Raw genomic sequence first — 19,855 nt, 5'->3', positions numbered from 1 at the left:
TGAACGAATTGCTTTTAATCACCTTATTGAGCCCTGTGGCCTACCTGTTGGGATCTATTCCCAGCGCGGTTTGGATAGGCAAGGCAATGTACGGTATTGATGTGCGCGACTATGGCAGCGGTAATGCCGGTGCCACCAACACTTTTAGGGTGTTGGGCAAAAAAGCAGGCAGCATTGTGCTGCTGATGGATATGCTGAAAGGCTTTTTTGCAGCTTATTTAGTGAATTTAACAGGCGTAGTGCCTAAGGATAATCCCTTTAAATATGTGAACCTGCAACTGCTATACGGTTTATTAGCAGTTATGGGGCACTTGTTTCCCATTTTTGCACAGTTTAAAGGTGGTAAAGGTATTGCTACACTGTTTGGAATGATTGTATGCATTGATTACCAACCGGCTTTGCTTTGTTTGGCTATATTTTTGTTCATACTCTTTACAACACGGTACGTATCATTAGGGTCTATACTAGCGGCGGTATCATTTCCGTTTATGATAGTATATGTATTCCACGAAAAGGTACCCTTGTTTATCGCCTTTGGAATTACAGCCGCGTTTTTGGTAATCTTAACCCACCAGAAAAACATTCGTAAACTGGTGAACGGTACCGAAAACAAAGCCAAGATTTTTAGAAAACACAGGCAAAATCCATAAATATATAGGAGAGTAGTTTTATGAACATGAGCGGAACTTCAATAGAAACTTTTGAAGAGGTTGACCTGCTTGAGTTACTTACCGAAACACGCAAGCTGGTTTTGTATAACGACGACGTTAATACTTTTGACTTTGTGATTGACTGCCTGATAGAGGTATGCAAACACGATGAGTTGCAGGCAGAACAACTTGCCGTATTGGTGCACTATAAAGGTAAAGCCATTGTAAAAGAAGGCGAAGCCGAAAAACTGGCGCCCATGTGCACAGCCCTAACGGATAGGGGATTATCAGCCGTTATTGAATAATCAGAAGTTTATTGGGAATGCCAATGCGTTTATCTTAAAACACATTGGCTGTTTTGTTCAGTTGTTCTTCAACAACGGCAAGCCCTTCTTCAAAACTATGAGGGTCGTACCCTAGTTTCTCGCGCGATTTTGTAATATCAAAACCGGTACGTGGCGGACGTTTTGCGGGCTGTGTAAACGTGCTGCTGTCAGCTCTGCCAATCAGGTTTTTATCAAGCTTCCAAAAATCGGCCACACGTTGTGCCAACTCGTACACATTCATAAAATCCTTACCGCTTATGTTATATATACCCTGCGCCTGTTTCATTTCAGCCAGGTAACATCCCATTGCCAAATCTTCTGCAAGTGTTGGGGTGCGGTATTGGTCGTCAACAACATTAATTTGCTTACCCTGTTCTAATGAACCTTTAGCCCACAATACAATATTGCTGCGGCTCATATCATTAGCCACACCGTATACCAATACGGTGCGAAGTATAGCCCAGTTCTTACAATTTTCTATAATATACTGCTCAGCTTTTAGCTTGCTCTCGCCGTAATAGCTCAACGGATTAGGTGCGGCCTCCTCAGTATAAGGGCCTTTTTCACCATCAAAAATAAAATCGGTAGATAAGTGTACAAGGTGCACATCAAATTGATTGCACGCCTCCACTAAATATTTCACAGAGTCGATATTCAGCTTATCGCAAGCCTCTTTCTCACTCTCGCAAGTATCCACGTTGGTCATAGCGGCAGTATTAATAACTGCCGTGGGGCAATACCGTATGATATTCAGCATCACCTCGTCCTTATTGGTTACATCCATCTCCTGATATGTATACCCATATCCCTCAAACGCATTGTAGCGGTTAGCCCCTCGAGAAGTCGCTATAAGTTGCGCATCCCTTTTCCCCAGATATAAATCAAGTAACTTCTGCCCCAACAACCCATTGCTTCCTGTAATTAAAACTCTACGCATACAAATTGTTCGTACACGGACCCTCCTGTCCGTCCCCTGCCTAAAATTAGCAGATTACAATAATAGTTTATAAAATGCTAACTGTTTTGGTTTTTTATCAGTACAGTTTTTTAAGTACCAAAACTCTTTTGCAAAGCATTTTCAAAGGTAATTTTAGTAATTAATTACGTAAAGATATTTCGACAAAATACCTGTCTACCCAAAAAAGGGTTATTTCACCCTGTTTTATGCAAAACCGTTGGGATAAGTTTGAAAAGGTATTTTTAATAGTATACCTCTATCAATAATTGCATTGTTTATAGAAAAGCTAAAGGGCGGGCAGCCGGAGTTTTTTAAAATTTTTTGTGTGTAAAAACAAATGCATCCCTATCTATTGCATCATGCCTGCCCTTTTTTATTACCAACAAGCCTGATATTCTTAAAAAATTTTAACGCTTTAAATTTTATCTTTGCAAATTCTTTATGGTAACAACAACCGAGGAAACCATTGCAACGCATCCTGTTGCGGCAAATGTGCAGCAACGCAACCTGTATATTGAAAGTTACGGGTGTGCCATGAATTTTAGCGATAGCGAGATTATAGCCTCTATACTTTCAAAAGAAGGCTACAAAACAATTAACAACGACGAAGGTGCCGATGTGATTTTTTTGAACACTTGTGCTATACGTGAAAATGCTGAAAGCAGGGTTTGGAATAGACTTGCAGAGTTAAAAAGCATGAAAAAAACCAACCCCGACCTTGTGGTGGGTGTGTTGGGATGCATGGCCGAACGCTTAAAAGCTAAATTGCTTGAGCAGGAAAAGATGGTGGATATTGTTGTGGGCCCTGATGCTTACCGTGATTTACCTAGCCTGCTTGCTAAGGTTGAGGATGGCCAAAAAGCTGTAAATGTATTGCTTTCTCGCGAGGAGACCTATGCGGAGATTACCCCTGTGAGGCTAAATACCAACGGTATCAATGCCTTTATATCTATTATGCGTGGCTGTGATAACATGTGCAGCTTTTGCGTAGTGCCCTTTACACGCGGACGTGAGCGCAGCCGGGATGCACACTCTATTGTGGCCGAAGCTGCCGAAATGGCAAAGCTTGGATACAAAGAAGTAACCTTGCTTGGTCAAAACGTTGACTCGTATAAATGGGCAAATCCTGAAAACGAAACTGAGACGGTAAACTTTGCCCAATTGCTTGAAAAGGTGGCATTGGTAAACCCTGATTTGCGTGTCCGTTTTTCTACCTCTCACCCAAAAGACATTACCGACGAGGTATTGTACACAATGGTGAAATACGAAAACATTTGCAACTACATACATCTGCCTATACAAAGCGGTAATAGCCGTGTATTAGACTTGATGAACCGCACATACGACCGTGAATGGTATATGGAGCGTGTTACCAAAATACGTGAGATTATTCCCGATTGCGGCATTAGTACCGATATTATTGCAGGCTTTTGCAGTGAAACAGAAGAGGAACACCAAGATACGTTGAGTATTATTGAGTGGGCTAAATTTGATTTTGCTTATATGTATGAATATAGCGAGCGTCCCGGTACGTTGGCTGCCCGTAAATATCCCGATGATATTCCTGCCGAGGTTAAAAGACGTCGTTTGCAAGAAATTATCGCACTTCAAAATAATATGTCGAAGCGTAAAAACGCTGAGTACATAGGTAAAGTTTGTAAGGTGCTGATTGAAGGTAATTCAAAAAAATCAGCCGATGAGTACAAAGGCCGCAATGACCAAAACGTTACCGTTATTTTCCCTAAAGAAAATGCAAAACCCGGCGATTATGTGAATGTGTTGATTGAACGCAGCACAACCACCAGCATTATTGGCCGCATTGTGAATTAATGAAACTACGCGCCAAGCAATTTATCGATGGGGTATTAGGCGGCCTGCTGGTTATTTTTAACCTGATGGTAGCCCGCCCGCTTGGTTTGTTATTGCGTCGCGACCATACTTTACGTAAAGATCCTGAATACATTATTGTAATAAAAATGCTGGGGCTGGGCAGTTTGTTGCTGGCCAGTGATGCATTAGTTTCACTGAAAAAACGCTACCCAAATGCCAAACTGATACTGATTAGCGGCAAGGGAGTAGTACCTGGCATAGTGCCAACAGGTCTTTTTCACCACGTTTGGGTGATGGACGATAGCAGTCTTCCTAATCTATTGCGTTCATCGGTTGCAATACTTACCAAAAGCTGGGGTTTAAAAAACCGTTGGCTGGTTGATTTAGAAGTATATTCAAAACTAACCACTATCTTTTCGTTGTGGACCATGTCGCTTAACCGCTTCGGGTTTCAGTTAAATAAAGTACACTTCCGTAATTTCCTAAATACCCACAACTGCTATTTCAATCAGTTTTGCAATGTGCAAGACAATTACCGCAGCCTTGTGCGCATGATGGGTGTTGAAGAGTTTACCGAGTTTACAATCCCTATAAAAGACAGTGCAGGCCGCACTAACGAAGCAGGCAAAAAGTACATTGCCATTAACAATACTTGCAGCGAGTTGGGCGGTTATTTACGAAAAATCCCTGCGCAAACACTACAGGCCATTTGCACACATATACTGCAAACCACTCCATATAATATAGCTTTCACAGGTGCTCCCTCTGATTTTAAAGATAACGAAGCGTTTATCAGCCAATATTTAAGCAATGCAGGTGAACGAGTAGAAAATATTGCAGGCAAGTATGGGTTTGCTGAGTACTACCGCTTTTTGCACGAAGAGTGTGTGTTGATGCTCACCATTGATTCAGCACCATTATTTATAGCATTAAAAACAGGCTTACCAACGGTATCGGTTTGGGGGCCTACCAATCCTACCCACCGCTTGTCGGCTGATACTATTAATAGTGCCCGTCATAAAGTACATTATCTTGCTGTAGAGTGCTCACCCTGCCTGCACCATACCAAAGTATTGCCTTGTGGCGGCAACAACTTTTGCATGAAAAATATGCAAGCCGCCGATATACATACTCAAATACAAAGTGTAATTTCGGCACTTTAATATGCAGGAATCTTCCATTACCAAATATCGTTGGTTCATTTTTGCCTTTTGTTTTGCCCTGATTATGTGGCGGGCTTTTACAGTTACCACCGCTAACGGCAATGGCCGCGACAATGTTTTCGGCGATTCTTACAGCGATAAAAACGTGCTCTCGGCTGCCCGTTATTACTACGACTACGGATTTAACGGCACCTACTGGCTACCCACCCAACAATACGAGGGGAAAGGTGATACCAGTTTCAATGTGTACACGCACTATCCTCCCCTACCCGATATACTTGCTGGCATTTACGGCAAGGTTTTAAACACCACCTCTGAACCTGTATTGCGTATATTTCCCATACTTTGGGCAATGGTGTTCTTTTTTGTTATCTATCGGGTGCTTGAGGTTATTTTAAAAGATAAAACGCAGGCCTTTATAGGCGGCAGTATATTGGTCCTATCCAATTATTTTATCACATGGGCCGATAACCTGCATAAACATACGCTGGAAGAGTTGTTGAAATGGCTGTATGTGTATTGCATCTATAAATACTTTAACAACGACGAACGCGAAAACAAATGGATAGCTTGGATGTGCATTATATTCCTACTGGCTATTAATGTGTCGTTTGAGCCGCCTACTTATTTGGCCGTTGTTAGTATCGGTTTCAGCTTGTTATACTCACGCAAGTTATTTACAAAAGTTACCGTATTACCCGGTATTGCTGCAGTTACGGGTTTTATGCTGCACATGTGGCAAAATGCCGCATACTGGGGCAGTTGGGCAGTAGCCTACGAGGATATGATGGCTGCCTTTAAACTCCGCACTACGGGTGAAGAAACCGCAGGGTTTACGGTGAGCGAAATTGGCAATAAAGACTTTAGCATCTTTGATATTGCCTTTGAGTGGTTTAACCGTATGGAGCGTTTTTACCTTGTACCCGGCTGGGCAATTTTACTATTGGCAGCATGGGGAATGTGGCACATGTATAAACACCAACGCCAATTATTTTTTATAGCCCTTATTTTATTGCTGGCATCGCTTTCGTGGAGTTTTGCCATGTCGCACCACGCATACGTGCACATGTTTACCAGCCGGCAATGGGGTATTTGGATTGGTTTGATTTGCGCTTATACCTTACCTATATATTATAGCGAAGTGAAAAAAGCCTTTGCAGGTAAACAATATCCGCAAATTGCAGTTCATTCATTATTTATACTTTATATAGCTGCTATGGCAGTGAGCCAGCAGGTATACGGCCTGTATTTAAAAAACGGATTCGCCTTCGGCTACCTGTAATATGCAAATCACTCTCGAAGATTTTAAACGTAACAGTCAGCGACAAAAAGAAGAAAACAAGGCATTTTATGCCCAGCTGAAACGCCGCAAGCCAAAAAACCTTGATGATAGTTTCCACGAACTGCACGAGGAAGTGTTTGCTGAAACCGACTGTTTGGAGTGCGCCAACTGTTGCAAAACAACCAGCCCCATGTTTACCGATAGGGACATTGAACGTGTTGCTAAAGCGTTGCGTATGAAACCCGCCGATTTTATTGCTGAATATTTGAAGATAGATGAAGATGGTGATTATGTTTTGTTGTCTTCTCCCTGTCCGTTTTTAGATAGTGATAATTATTGTGTGGTATATAAAGACCGCCCGACAGCTTGCCGCGAATACCCCCATACCAACCGCAAACGCATGGTGCAAATTATGGATATTACTTTCCAAAACACTTTAATTTGTCCCGCTGTGCTTGCTATTACTGAAAAACTGAAAAAAGTATATTGAGCATTACAACCTCTGATAAAAAATTATCGTTAGATATAACGCAAGGGCAAATTGCGCCGACTATATATAAACCAATGCCATATATTTGCAGGCTAAGTTTTTTTTGATTGGCAAAAAACTTCTATTATTGAAGTTTGAATACGCCCTAATAATACCAAACTGAACGAATAAGTGAATATGAAAAAACTTCTATTAACAGTTTTACTGGCAACTGCGGCAAGCTATGCAGGCTTTGCTCAGGTGCACCAATGCGCAACTGATGATGTTTACAAGCAAATGGTAGAGCAAGACCCTACTATTTTGCAGCGCAAAGAACTATTTGACCAACAAGCGCTTGAAAAAAGTAAAGAGTTGGTGAAGAAAACAGGGCAAGTACGTATCATTCCCGTAGTATTTCACATTTTCCACAAAGCAGGTAACGAAAACATTTCTGACGCTCAAATACAACGCGAGTTGGATATTTTGAACGAAAGTTTCCGTCGTACCAGCCCTAAATCATCACAAACACGTGATGTATTTAAAGGTGTGGCTTGCGATATGGAAATTGAGTTGCGTTTGGCTCGTAAAGACCCTAAAGGTAACTGTACCAACGGTATTGTGAGGATTTATGAAGAAGAGACCGAAAACGGTACCAACAACATAAAACTTAAAAGTGTATGGCCTACTGACCGCTACTTGAACGTATGGATTACCGAGGAGATTGTGAACAACACAAACCTTCCAGGTATTGCCGGTTATGCTCAATTCCCTTGGTCGGGTAGCTACAATACTGATGGTGTTATTATCCGCTCAGACCAAATTAGTGATATGGGTACCAGTAACCCCGGTAACGCTACTACAGTTACTCACGAAATTGGTCACTGGTTAGGTTTGCTTCATACTTTCCAAGACAGCTGCTTAGGTGGTGATAAAGTTGACGATACCCCTCCATGCGCTGATAACAGGTCTACAATTCTTAGCTGTGATTACAACAGGAATACTTGTGGTACCGATAACCCAGATTTGCCAGACCAAATCGAAAACTTTATGGATTATACCATTGGTACTTGCCAAAACATGTTTACCATCGGCCAAAAAGCTCGTGTAGATGCAACGATGGAAAACTGGAGGCCTTACCTATGGTCAGTACAAAACATGATAGCTACAGGTACTGATGTTCCTAACGCTCCTGCTGCTTGTGCACCTATCGCTGATTTTTACTCAATCGACAACCAACGTTCACGCAGCCAATTTGCTTGCGCAGGCGGTGCGGCAATTGATTTTAGAGATAACTCATACAACTACGCAGGTACAATTACCCGTCAATGGATTTTTGAAGGCGGTACACCAGCAACTTCATCAGCTACCAACCCAACCGTATCTTACGCTCAGGCCGGTAAATTTGATGTTACTTTGATTGTAAGCAATGTAAACGGTACTGATACAATGGTAATGGAAGACTACATTGAAGTAATCCCAACCTCTGCTCCACAAACCGGTCCTTACACTCAAGATTTTGAATTCCCTGTATTCCCAACTGATGGTTGGTTTACTAACAGCACCACTTTCACTGATTACCGTATTGTTGATGTTGGTCAAGGTACCGTGTTTGAAAACAACTCACGTACATTGATGGCTCCTAACGGAAACGGTATTTCAGGTTCAAGGTTTGATTTGTATTCACCTTCACTAAACTTGGCAGTAATGTCAAGCCCTGTAGTATCATTCCACTATGCATTTGCACAAAGGTTAAATTCAGCCGGTAACGGTTTAACTGCTGATGCGTTGAGGGTTTATTACTCAGCCGACTGCGGACAAAGCTGGTTGCAACTATGGGCTCGTTCAGGTGCTCAATTAGGTACTGTAGGTTCAGGTACTCCCGGTAACACTTCATTTGTACCTGCCGACCGTTCAAAATGGCGTCAAGTTGTAATAGCACTTCCCGGTACTATTACTGCTGCTCAACGTCAAAACATCCGCTTCCGCTTCCAATTTGTAAGCAACGGCGGTAACAACTTCTACATTGATGCAATTAACTTCGGTTTCCCTTCATCAGTTGAAGATGAGTTTTATACTTCAGAAGAAAACTTTAACGTATATCCTAACCCTACTGCTAACAAAACTAACGTAGGTGTTACTTTGATGCGTGATAGCGAAGTTAAAGTAAGCGTAACCGACATTTTGGGCCGTGAGGTTGCTGTAATAGCAAACGGTAAATTTGCCCAAGGTGCTCAAGAGTTTGCGTTTGACGCTGCACAATACAACGCCACTCCCGGTTTGTATTTTGTACAACTAAATGTAAACGGTAACGTATTCACTAAAAAATTAATGGTTGAGTAATCATCAACCAAATGCATAAAAAAGAAAGGCTGCCCAAGGGCAGCCTTTCTTTTTTTATAACAATTCGCAATGGTTAAAACTCTTGTTTACTCCATGCTTTAAAGAAATCTTTTTGTGCTTGTGAAGCGTTGGCTTGTTTCACCAAATGGTATTCATCAAAATAGGTAGTAGCTCCTGCATTAAGCTGTATGGTTTTATCAGCGTAAATAGTATGCAGCCCTACAGTGATGCCGGCGGTATTTAGTGCAAATACTTCGTCGAAATGAATATCGGCAGTGTACTCAACCCCATTGATAGAGGTAATAAAAGCACCCAATGCCACCCCTGCTTCGTCAGCAGGACTAGCTTCAGCAACAGCCACTACAGTTAAGTGTCCGTTTGAACGAACCGCTTTTATACCGTATAAGCGTTCAAGCTCATCAGCAATTGGGCTAACCACTAATTCTAACCCTAATTTATCAAGGGTTTGCGGCAACAGTTTTTCAATATTCCCTTTACCCCAAATAATATCCCTAAAATAAGCCTCCATGTCTAAGCCGCTCACTTCTTCAATAGCGGCCCTGTAATCTTCTTCAGTATATCCTGCACCGTTCATAAAACAACGGTCATACATCAATTTAAGTACAGTATCCATGTTGGCGTTGTTGTTCGTTGCTTCCCTAATTGCTACATCAGCAATCAGCGCGGCCAACATACCTTCTACATAAATAGAGACTTTACGTCCGGGTGTGCCGGGTACATATCCATCCAGCCATGTATCAAACGATGAATCGGCTACTGAATAATTATAGCGGCCTGTGTTGTCAAAATGACGTTGCAAGTCTTTTGAAAACTCGCCTGAGTACGCTTCAAAATTGTTTACGCCTGAGCGCAACAACATATAATCACCGTAATAAGTGGTGATACCTTCGTACACATAACCCAGCGTACTGTAGTTTTCTTTGGTATAGTCATAAGGTAGCATTACTGCCGGCCTCAAACGTTTGATATTCCAGAAATGGAACAACTCGTGTGAGCATATTGCCAACAAATCTCTGTGTTTTTCGGGCGTATGAAACTCTGTGCCCGGTCCCATTGCTATTACCGTACTGTGGCAATGCTCCACCCCATGCCTAAAGCTGTTGGGCATCAAGTGAATTAAGTAATGGTATCCGTTTGAGGGGAAATGATTAAACACAGCAACCTGTTCACGGGTGTAGGCGGCCACTTCTTCCACAAAACGATGTGCATCCAACGTGTGTTTACCGCTAATCCAAACGTGTTGGGTGACACCTTCAACATCAGTAGTGTAATGCTCTAATGTTGGAGATGCCATGAGTGGCGAATCGGCTAACTCATCAAAGTTTTGTGCCTTCAGGGTTTTTCCCTCCGAAGGCAAGGCACAGGCAATAATGAAATTATCAGGAATATCCAACTTTAACTCGCAGGGCTCATCCATACTGGTAGTTTCATACACCAAACAGTTAACGGGATTCACGTATAACATACTCTCATCGGTGTATGTTGAGCCTGCATCCAATACGGCTGCAAAATATTGGTAGCTGATGGTTATAGCACGGTTTCCAAGTGTTTGAACCTGCCATAAATCTTTGGTTACTTTAAAAAACGGAAGTTCGTTTCCATTACTGTCAAGCACGGTAAACTTGCGTACGTTTTTGGCAAAATTGCCCAATTCATATCTACCGGGCCTCCACGAAGGCAGTTGAATTTCTAAAATGTCTTGCTCAACATTTTCAAGCGTGGCTTCAATGGTAATATAGCGTTGGTGGGGTTGTGTGTGAAAAATAGTGTACTTCATCCGCTGCAAAGGTAGGATTTACCTACGGGATATAAAAAGCGCGGGCCTACCATCCCGGCAGGCCCCGCACCAAACTAAGCGTGAATCAAATTTCTTAAAATCCGCCGAACGATAACCCGAATGAGAAGGGAGTAAGCTCAGGTCCTGCTCCTTCTCTGAACAGTGGGGTGAAAACGTAGTTACCAAACAAGGTGACGTTTCCGTAGCCTACCTTAACAAACGCACCGTAGCGGAAGTTGTTCAGCAAGAAATCGTCGTACAGTTTGTTTTTGCGTTTGCCATCATCCTCACGTACGGTTTTGAAAAAGCTGGTAAGCCTGTACCCTGCGTGCGCACCAACGGTAATGTGTCCTCCACGGGTGCTGCCGGGTTTAAAGTTGAAACGCAAAGCCAGCGGAATGGTTAAAAACCTAGTGGTAAGCTTATTGCGTTTAAACCCTTCGGTATTACGGCTGGCGTATTGTATACCGGTTCCTAACGAATCTACCCTAAAGTCGATATCGTTGCTAAAACGATAATCATTGTTATCATAGTTTATCCCGTACACAAAGTTCACATAGTGCCTGTACAGATTTATTTTTTGTTGGTAGATACCTACGTTTACGTGTACTGAGCGCCAAGGGTCAAGTTCAAGGTTGCCTAGCGAAGTAGGCATAGACGGGCTGCCCTTGTGCAACAATCCGTTGAAGCCTATATCAAACGCAAACCAATCGCTTTCAAAGTTTTTCAGGCGTTTTGCAGGTTTGGGCTCTTTGCCTTTGTTCACAAAATCGCCGTTCTCAAAGTCAAAACCCATATCCTCTACCAGGTCTAAAGGAACACGGATTACCTTTTTAACTTCGCCTTTGGTGTTTTTTGTAATTACTTCAACATAATCACCCGAGTCGCTTTTAATTGTAGTTACCACCACAATCTCTTGCAATGAGCTGCTATCCCCTGTGGGCGGAGTATCCGTGCACATATCCATATCGTCAAAATCCCAGTCCTTAAACTCCATCGCTCCCATATTCTTGAACATTTCCGATAATCCGGCCATATCAATGGTAGTTTTACCTTCGGCTGTTTCAATTACCAACTTATTACTGTCGGCCTTAGTTATTGTTGTTTTTTGGGCAAAAGCTGCCAAGCTCACCAATGATAACATCATTGGCAGTAAGAATTTTCTATACATAGTTTTGATATTTGGTGTTAATTTTTGGTATTTACCTGCTGGTAAATAAACGGCCCTCCCATTCGTATTTCTCAGTCTCAAGGGTGATGGCCCAGTAATCTTTACCTTTATTGTCTTCTTGTTTTTCGATGTTTACGCGTGGTTTTTGTAAATAATCTACCAAGTTGCCAATCTTATCTCCCACTCTGGCAAACAAGCCCCTTTTTTCTGTTGGGTCGGGAGCAATGAAAGCCATATCCGACAAGGGTATTTGCAACTCTTTGATTTCACCTTGTTTTGGGGTGAATATCCCGGGTGTATTACTTCCTTTGCTTTGCAGTGTTGTTGCGGCTATCAACTCCTTGGTAACCTCTTGTGTTTCTACCTCAACTTCTTCAACTGGGGTTATACCTTTATCCACTTTTACGCCATTGTCTTTGGGTTGGGGTATAGCAACATACACTTTCTTTTCGCTGTGTATTTTTTCGTTTACAATACTTGTCTTATCCTCTGTGCCGCTTATTACAGGGGCATTTGCAGTTGTTGCATTATCAGTAGCAGCTACACCGCCTTCTGTAACTGTATTCTGAGGCGCATAAAACAATACTGCCAATACTATGCTTGCTGCCACAGCTGCGGGCCATAGCACATAACGCAAGGTTACTTTTTTGGCGGCAGGCACCGGTTTCTTTAGTGCTGCCTTATTTTTATATACTGTAGCAGTTTCAGGCACCAACACAGTGTTTCTTAACTGCCTGTACTCACCCATCATTGCAGCATCCTCGGCCAACAACGCCTCTGCCCTAGCCTTCTCTGCTCCTGTAAGGTCTCCCTCAAGGTAAGCCAATAGCAGCAACTCTCTTTCGTTCAGTTCTTCTTTCATATCAGCACTTCAGGTTTTCCTATAAATTCTTTTAATGCCATGCGTGCGCGGTATATGTATACCTTCACTTGCTCTATGGTTAGCCCCGCTATTTCGCAAATCTCTTCATAACTATACCCCTCATAATCGCGAAGCAACACCACTGTGCGTTGTTTTTCGGGCAATCGTTCCAAGCCTTTATTAAGGGCTTCACGCAATCCGCTGTATTCGTTGGCAGGCAGTTCACTATCGTGTACCCCTTCCTCAATTTGTGTCCACCGCTTGTTTTGCCTTATCACATCAATCATGTTGTTATAGGCTATCTTAAACAAGTAGGGCTTCACTTTTTCAAACAACACCTCACTGCGGCGCACCCACAGTTTTTCAAACGTATTCTGAACAATGTTGTCGGCCTCAAACTCATCCCTAATGTTTTTAAGGATAAACCTGTAAAGGCCGTCAGCATACATATCCACGCTTTGGTTATACTGCTGTTCTGTCATTGTTCTCTCGTTATACGTAGAAGGGTTACGGAAAGTTACACTAATTTTTAAAAAAAATTCAAAACACTGTTTTTCAATGATTTAAAAGAAACATTACTGCTACAACTTATATACAATTAATAAGGCCCTACCCCTCAAGCCAACGCCTTTTAAAACACAAAAGCACCACAATACAAACAACGGGGATTTGTATTGTGGTGCCTTTGCAGGTTATACCTCCCTATTAAAAATTCAACGGGGTTGATACACTTAGTTTAATGGCTAAGTTTTTAGCGGGCTTATCAAAGCTATACGGACCGTAACGGTAAAATGCTCCTACTCCGTAGCCGGTAAATTTTATCCGTAAAATATTATCGATTTGAATACCGCTTTCAAAAAAGCCTTTATCCGCAGGTTTAAGACCGAAGTTTTTGTGTGCCCCGTTGTTATCAAACCCGCTGATGTACATATTGGTAACAAAAATCACATCGGGGCTGAATTTTTTGGTTTTGAATAACAGGCTGCCAAAGTTGTGACGGAAAAACAATGCCGCATACCTATCGCCAAAAAACTCATTAAAACGCATGGTTTCAAACGCCCACGAGGTAACTATACTAAGGTTTTTGTTATTAAAGCCTGATTTACCAAAGTGCAACTCGGTATAGGGTACATTGCCTTCGGTATTACCTGCCATCAAACGCATATAGCTATGCCCTGCATGGCGCACCCTAAAATCATATTCAGCAATCAAATCAGTACGGAAAAAATCAAACTGCCCATCCATTACATTATTAAAGCCTTTGGTAAAAGTTGCATACACAACCGGCCATTTGGTATCCCTAGCTCTTAACTCACCAAAAGAGCGTACCAGTTTTTCGCCCGGTGCCCAACGCAATGATACCACGGCATTTGAAAAACGGTAATATTGCTGCAAACCATCACCATAGCGGTAGGTTGAAGTAGCCAGTTTGTTTACACGCTCTACTCCCACCTCGGCAGTTATGTACCTAAGTAATCGTGTGCCAAAGGTTGCCTTGCTGCGCTCTACCCTATCCATTACAGATATGTACAAATAGCGCATCGACTCAAATTTGGGAACGTTGTATTGCCCCACGGGCTGCATACCGGTTTCCATTACATCGTTGCTATACAATACATCAAAGTATGACGATTTGGTTTTGTTGAAGTACAGCGTACCATTACCTCCAAACTTGCTGTGAACGTCTTTGAAACCATAAGCATAAAAACCACCCACGCTAAATCTGCGGCTAAGCCTGTCGTTGGTAGATACACGAGCACCCAAACGTACGCCTTCAAAGTTGTTAAAAGTTATAATATCGGCCAGATGCACGTTTACAAAACCAAGAGGCAGTTTACCCGTTTGTGCAATCCTTAAAAACTCAAGCCTGCGGTCAAGGTTCAGTTCCTTACCAACGCTATCAACAATCACATAGGTTAAAGAATCTTTAGCATCCAGTTTTTCCTGCCTGTTTTTATCCCAAAACTCAGCATCTTTATTTAGTGCGTCAGGTGCAAAATCAAGTTCAACATTATCAAACTGGCTGTTTTTAAGTGTTGGTGCTAAGTTTATGGCATACAATGTAGTTTTAGCTTTGCCCAAAGGAGTTAGCTTATAGCTTTTCTTCTTAGTGGTATCTTCAAGCCCTATCGAAACTCCTGCAAAAATAAACTCAGAAGTAAACAGTGACGGGAAATACACATCCTCACCCATTTTTTTATAATTCTGCACTACTTGGGTAGAAAACCCTCCGCTTTCTTCCATTTTGGCAGTAGCTTTCAATACAGCAAAATTTTGGGTATGTATGTAAAGTAACCCGCTTAGTCCGTCAAAATTCTTGTTCTTACGTGGCTGGTAATAAATCACGTAAGCAGTTTCGCCGGCCTCTTCTACTGTATCTTGTAAAATAAACAGATACTTACGGGTATTACCCTCAGCTATCGGACTCAGGTATTCTTTACCCAATATTTTCACATAGTTTTTATAAAACGAGAACGACTGTATTTCGGTAGCCAATAAAGCATATTGACCGTTTTGCAAGCCCGATATCCTGCTTGCCTCTACTGTTTCCTTATATTTTCCGGGTTTCTTATACAGCTTTTCGGTAATGCTCTCCATCAAAAACAGGTTCATCTTATTCACCAGCGTATCCTCAAAACTCTCAAGGGTATCGTTTTCGTTAAAAAATGCACTGTCAATATCACGGTTAATGTTTACCACAAACTTGTTATAGCTTTTGTAGCTAAACGTTTCCAGATTTTCAGGATCGTGTTTTTTGCGGTTATCATTTACCTTACGCATAATAACGTCCGCAGGATTTTCGCCCGGCAACACCACAGTTTCTTCTAAAGACATTGCCAGAGGCTTCATCTTCACCTCCAATCGGGTTGATTTGGTTATTTTCACCTCGTACTTTTCATAGCCCATGTAGCTAAACACAAGTATTCCGCCTGCACTAGGAAGGTCGATAGTAAAGTTACCTTTCAAGTCACTGTAAGTACCGTGGGTAGTCCCTTTTTGATAAATATTTACGTAGGCTAACTGGCTTTTGTCTGATGCGTCAGTAACTGCACCTTCAACCGTAATATTTTGCCCAACGGCTGAGTAGTAGGTAATTGCTACAAAAAGTAGAAGTAGTAGTTTTTTCATCGTATGCTTATACGAATAAAGGCATGTTTTTGTTACAAACAGAAAACACATGGATAAAGTCAGCCTTTTATTCGACTTTTGTTAATCAAATGGATGAAAAGCCTTCAACTATAATGCTATTTTTTAAGCTGGTGCGTTACCCCAACCTGCTTATTATGGCTGTCACACAGGTATTTGCAGCCTTTTGTTTATCCATTGAGCCATTTTCGCCGTTTACGCATGCCGGATTTATTTTAACACTGCTTGCTACCCTTCTTATTGCCGCAGGCGGATATATTATCAACGATATTTTTGACGCTGCCGCCGATAGTGTAAACAAACCTGATAAAACTTTTATTACCCCTGCTAACCGTAATTTCTACGCCCAGGTTTATTACGGACTAAGCGTTGTGGGCATTTTACTTGGCCTAGCGGCCAATGTATTTGTAGGGGTTATTTGTGCAGCAATGGCAGTGCTGTTATACTTATACAGTTACAAACTGAAAAAAACGGTGCTATTGGGCAATATTGCCGTGGCATTTATGAGTGCCGTTACTCCGGGTATACTTATATATGTGCTACCCAATCCCAGCAGGTCGTTTATTGTGCTGTATGCAGGCTTTGCGTTTATCACCACATTAGTGCGCGAAGCTGTGAAAGATATTGAAGATGAAGAAGGCGACCGCACTGCGGGTTATACTACCCTGCCTGTAGTATATGGTGAAGCCATTGCAAAAAAAGTAACCTCCATTATGGCCGCGGCACAAATACTGCTGTTGCTGGTGTTTGCCATCTGGTGTTTGGTATCGCTGCGTTTATGGGCATTTTATTACTTAGTTGCCTTAGTAGCTATACCATCGGTAGGGTTGGGTTTATTAATTTTTTGGGCAAAAGAAAAAGACCATTACTCACAAGCAAGTTTGCTGTGCAAATTGATAATGATTACGGGCATAGCCTCGATGTATTTAGTTAATTAGTTATTATAAAATATACCCGCTTCGTGATGTAATTTTAAGAGAACAAGATTTTAATCTTGTTGTTAAAAGTAAACAGGTAAGGAATGAAAAAACTGTTATTAGCCTCACAATCACCCCGCAGGCAGCAATTGCTTCACGATGCAGGTTTTGATTTTGAGGTGGTAAAGATTGATGTAGAAGAGGATTTTCCTAGCCACTTGAAGGCGGAAGAAATACCGATGTTTTTGGCAGAAAAGAAAGCCAACGGCTACACCGGAGATTTGGCTAATTCTATTGTAATTACCGCCGATACCACGGTATGGGTGGATGATAAAGTACTAAACAAGCCCTCTGACTTTGACGAGGCGTTTGCAATGATTAAATCACTTTCGGGCAAGGCACACCACGTATATACTGGGGTATGCCTAAGTACCGCAGAGAGACAGCATACTTTTTTTAGTGATACCGAGGTGTATTTTGCCCCTATACCTGATGAGGACATTGCTTACTACATTAACACGTATAAACCTTACGACAAAGCAGGGGCATACGGCATACAAGAATGGATTGGCTACCGCTTCGTACAAAAAATAAACGGCTGCTATAATAATGTGGTTGGATTTCCCATTGCACAATTTTGCAGGGAGATTAAGGTGTGGATAAAGTAGTATGCCATTTAAATAAATTTGTACTGTGGGTTTTGACACAACTCACAACTAAAGACACTTCTTGTTAACAATGTTATTCAAAGAGTATACATATTTTAATCACCAATTTCCGGAGCCCCAATATCTAGGGGCTAAAACAACTCATTTAGGTTGGATAAAAAAGTTTATCCCTGAGGATATTGAAACAGTGCTTGACGCCTTTTCGGGATCACAGTCAGTAGCTTACCTATTTAAGCAAATGGGATTAAAAACAATAACGAATGATTTCCTAAACTTCAATCATCAAATAGGCCTAAGTCTTATTGAGAACAAATCTGAAGTTCTTGATTCTAATGATTTGGATTTATTATTTAAACCAGCCAAGAATAAAGATGATTTTAAATTAATTGAAAATATATACACTGGTGTATTTTTTGAACAACAAGAAGCAATCTTCCTAGACAATCTACGAGCTAATATCCCCTTACTTGACTCTAAGTATAAGCAATCTCTTTCTTATGCAATAGTTAACAGAAGTATGACACGAAAAGTTACAATGGGACATTTTGGCCATACTCAGGCACTAAAATATGCTAGTAACCCTGAAAGGATTAAACGAAACAGGAGTCTTGTTAGACCACTAAAAGATATTTTTGTTGAACTCACAGTTAAATATAATAGTGCTGTTTTTGATAATGGAAAGGATAATACCAGTTACAACAAAAATATAATAGACTTATTACCGCATCTTAATAATATCGACCTGGTTTATTTTGACCCCCCTTACTGCAATAGCCATGCCGATTATCAGAGCTTTTATCATTTATTAGAAACATATACTGAGTATTGGAGTGATAAAGAGTTTATTAATACAATCAAACGATATGATCCTCAACGACATAGTGGATTTGATAAAAAACGAGATGTTATAAAGTCATTTGAGCAACTATTTAATTTTTCAAAAGATATACCATACTGGTTAATTAGCTATAATAATAGAAGCTACCCTAGTATCGATGAGTTAGAAAAAATAATTTCAAAATATAAAAACGTACAAATTGAGGAAAAAATATATGTTAATGGTCGAGGAGGTAAAGGGAGTGTAGCAGGTAGTAAAGAGGTTCTATTTGTATGTAAGCCTAAAACAAAACATTTGGTAACTTCAATTAAAAAGGAATTTGCTTTTGATGAAAAATTTTGATTATTGGAAAACGAAACATGATAGTGATAACTTAGAGGAGTTTAGCACTGATAATATTGGTCTTTTATGGCTTAAGCTCAAATCGATATTGCGAAAAGAGATTATTGTCCATTTTATTGAAAAAAATAAAATTCAACTTTCAGAAAGATCTTTAGCAAATCAGTTTCGAGAATTGTTTGGTATTCTTATTCAAGATTATGCTTCATCTCATAGACTATTGAATGATTTCATCGTTGAGTTAAACGCTAAACAACTACAACTTATTAACACTGAGCAGCTAGTTTCTGAACTGTATAAATTAAAGACTTTTGATTGGGGAGGCGATTACAAAAACTCCTTAGACAAATACTTAGTAAGTAAATATGTAAAGATTTATACCTCATACGATACACTTATTTCAAAACTAGAAACCGAAATACCCTCTATAGTAAATGGCTATGTTTTAAATAGCTGGTTTAATCATTGGTCTAGCATATTGATAGAACATATATTTAAATCTCATAATTCAGTATTGCCAACCGTTGGGCAAATAAAAGGAGTTGATTTTTTTATAAACGATATACCATTTGATTTAAAAGTAACGTACTTACCATCGGAATTTATAAGAACACAACGCGCAAAAAAAGGTTTACCTGTTGAACTAACTTTTCTAAAACGAAAAGCTAGAGAAGCTAACATCCCGTTCAATGTTAGCTCAACACCATCTGATATTTATTATGAGATAACAGAAAAGATGAAAGATAGAAGTGACACTTTTTCACTTTCTGTACTCGAAAATTTGAAACAAGAGAGGCTTCAAATTCTTGAAGAAGCAAAAATAAACCCTGCCCACCTAACAAAGTGGTTTTATGAAAATCAAGGGGAAATGCGATTTGGTTCAGAGAACAGGTTGTTTCTTGTTTTAGTTGACTCGAACGATTTTAATAGCTCTTGGAAATTAAAGAGAAATTTAGACGTTCTTACCCCCTCCATTAACAAATACTTAGACGATTTTTGTAATAAAAACATCAACGATTTGAGAGTTTCATTTACCTATTCAGGTAAATCTCAAACCTTTTCTGCCCTAGCGGACATTATTTTTGTTGTGAAATAAC

At 40.7% G+C, this 19,855-nt stretch carries 17 protein-coding genes; 11 read left to right on the top strand and 6 right to left on the bottom strand.

Going from position 1 to position 19,855, the window contains the following annotated elements; all coding sequences use genetic code 11:
- Positions 1-8: 8 nt before the first annotated feature.
- Both plsY and F9K23_01615 read left to right on the top strand, forming a co-directional pair.
- Positions 9-650, top strand: coding sequence for a glycerol-3-phosphate 1-O-acyltransferase PlsY (gene plsY, locus F9K23_01620; GenBank protein ID KAB2918975.1), 642 nt, complete (start codon positions 9-11; stop codon positions 648-650).
- A 20-nt stretch (positions 651-670) separates the two neighbouring features.
- On the top strand, positions 671-955 hold the full coding sequence (locus F9K23_01615) for an ATP-dependent Clp protease adaptor ClpS (GenBank protein KAB2918865.1): 285 nt from the start codon (positions 671-673) through the stop codon (positions 953-955).
- 34 nt (positions 956-989) lie between these two features.
- Here F9K23_01615 and F9K23_01610 read toward each other — a convergent pair whose 3' ends face one another.
- The gene (locus F9K23_01610) at positions 990-1,913 is read right to left on the bottom strand and encodes an SDR family oxidoreductase (GenBank protein KAB2918864.1); all 924 of its coding nucleotides are present in this window, start codon (positions 1,911-1,913) and stop codon (positions 990-992) included.
- 462 nt (positions 1,914-2,375) lie between these two features.
- Here F9K23_01610 and miaB point away from each other — a divergent pair, with 462 nt between their 5' ends.
- From miaB to F9K23_01585, 5 genes are all read left to right on the top strand, one after another.
- Positions 2,376-3,764 (top strand): tRNA (N6-isopentenyl adenosine(37)-C2)-methylthiotransferase MiaB, encoded by a 1,389-nt coding sequence (gene miaB, locus F9K23_01605; protein KAB2918863.1) that lies wholly within the window; start codon positions 2,376-2,378, stop codon positions 3,762-3,764.
- Positions 3,764-4,927 carry a glycosyltransferase family 9 protein gene (locus tag F9K23_01600; GenBank protein KAB2918862.1) on the top strand — a complete coding sequence of 388 codons (1,164 nt, stop codon included), beginning with the start codon at positions 3,764-3,766 and terminating at the stop codon, positions 4,925-4,927. The genes miaB and F9K23_01600 overlap by 1 nt, the downstream gene beginning before the upstream one ends.
- 1 nt (position 4,928) lies before the next feature.
- Positions 4,929-6,209, top strand: coding sequence for a hypothetical protein (locus F9K23_01595; GenBank protein ID KAB2918861.1), 1,281 nt, complete (start codon positions 4,929-4,931; stop codon positions 6,207-6,209).
- A gap of 1 nt (position 6,210) precedes the next feature.
- Positions 6,211-6,699 carry a YkgJ family cysteine cluster protein gene (locus F9K23_01590; GenBank protein ID KAB2918860.1) on the top strand — a complete coding sequence of 163 codons (489 nt, stop codon included), beginning with the start codon at positions 6,211-6,213 and terminating at the stop codon, positions 6,697-6,699.
- Positions 6,700-6,876: 177 nt separating this feature from the next.
- The gene (locus F9K23_01585; GenBank protein KAB2918859.1) at positions 6,877-9,018 is read left to right on the top strand and encodes a T9SS type A sorting domain-containing protein; all 2,142 of its coding nucleotides are present in this window, start codon (positions 6,877-6,879) and stop codon (positions 9,016-9,018) included.
- A 73-nt stretch (positions 9,019-9,091) separates the two neighbouring features.
- Here F9K23_01585 and F9K23_01580 read toward each other — a convergent pair whose 3' ends face one another.
- The 5 genes from F9K23_01580 to F9K23_01560 form a co-directional block, all read right to left on the bottom strand.
- A complete protein-coding gene (locus F9K23_01580; protein KAB2918858.1) occupies positions 9,092-10,816 on the bottom strand; it encodes a M61 family metallopeptidase in 1,725 nt (574 codons plus the stop codon).
- 94 nt (positions 10,817-10,910) lie between these two features.
- Positions 10,911-11,987, bottom strand: coding sequence for an outer membrane beta-barrel protein (locus F9K23_01575; protein ID KAB2918857.1), 1,077 nt, complete (start codon positions 11,985-11,987; stop codon positions 10,911-10,913).
- Between the two features lie 31 nt (positions 11,988-12,018).
- Positions 12,019-12,849, bottom strand: coding sequence for a hypothetical protein (locus tag F9K23_01570; GenBank protein KAB2918856.1), 831 nt, complete (start codon positions 12,847-12,849; stop codon positions 12,019-12,021).
- The gene (locus F9K23_01565; GenBank protein KAB2918855.1) at positions 12,846-13,331 is read right to left on the bottom strand and encodes an RNA polymerase sigma factor; all 486 of its coding nucleotides are present in this window, start codon (positions 13,329-13,331) and stop codon (positions 12,846-12,848) included. The genes F9K23_01570 and F9K23_01565 overlap by 4 nt, the downstream gene beginning before the upstream one ends.
- A 223-nt stretch (positions 13,332-13,554) precedes the next feature.
- Positions 13,555-16,029 (bottom strand): carboxypeptidase-like regulatory domain-containing protein, encoded by a 2,475-nt coding sequence (locus F9K23_01560; GenBank protein ID KAB2918854.1) that lies wholly within the window; start codon positions 16,027-16,029, stop codon positions 13,555-13,557.
- On the opposite strand from F9K23_01560, the gene F9K23_01555 reads away from it, so the two are divergent.
- The 4 genes from F9K23_01555 to F9K23_01540 all read left to right on the top strand — a co-directional run bounded on the left by F9K23_01555 (position 16,002) and on the right by F9K23_01540 (position 19,854).
- On the top strand, positions 16,002-16,934 hold the full coding sequence (locus F9K23_01555; protein KAB2918853.1) for a hypothetical protein: 933 nt from the start codon (positions 16,002-16,004) through the stop codon (positions 16,932-16,934). The genes F9K23_01560 and F9K23_01555 overlap by 28 nt on opposite strands.
- An 83-nt stretch (positions 16,935-17,017) precedes the next feature.
- Complete coding sequence (maf, locus tag F9K23_01550; GenBank protein ID KAB2918852.1) at positions 17,018-17,581, top strand: septum formation protein Maf; 564 nt, start codon at positions 17,018-17,020, stop codon at positions 17,579-17,581.
- 70 nt (positions 17,582-17,651) lie between these two features.
- Complete coding sequence (locus F9K23_01545) at positions 17,652-18,761, top strand: DNA methyltransferase (protein ID KAB2918851.1); 1,110 nt, start codon at positions 17,652-17,654, stop codon at positions 18,759-18,761.
- Positions 18,748-19,854, top strand: a complete 1,107-nt coding sequence (locus F9K23_01540) for a hypothetical protein (protein ID KAB2918850.1) — start codon at positions 18,748-18,750, stop codon at positions 19,852-19,854. The genes F9K23_01545 and F9K23_01540 overlap by 14 nt, the downstream gene beginning before the upstream one ends.
- Position 19,855: the final 1 nt, after the last annotated feature.

The sequence above is a fragment of the Bacteroidota bacterium genome, from assembly GCA_008933805.1.
In the GTDB taxonomy this organism is placed as follows: Bacteria; Bacteroidota; Bacteroidia; order UBA8524; family UBA8524; genus SB11.
This window is presented reverse-complemented; position numbering and strand designations above follow the sequence as displayed.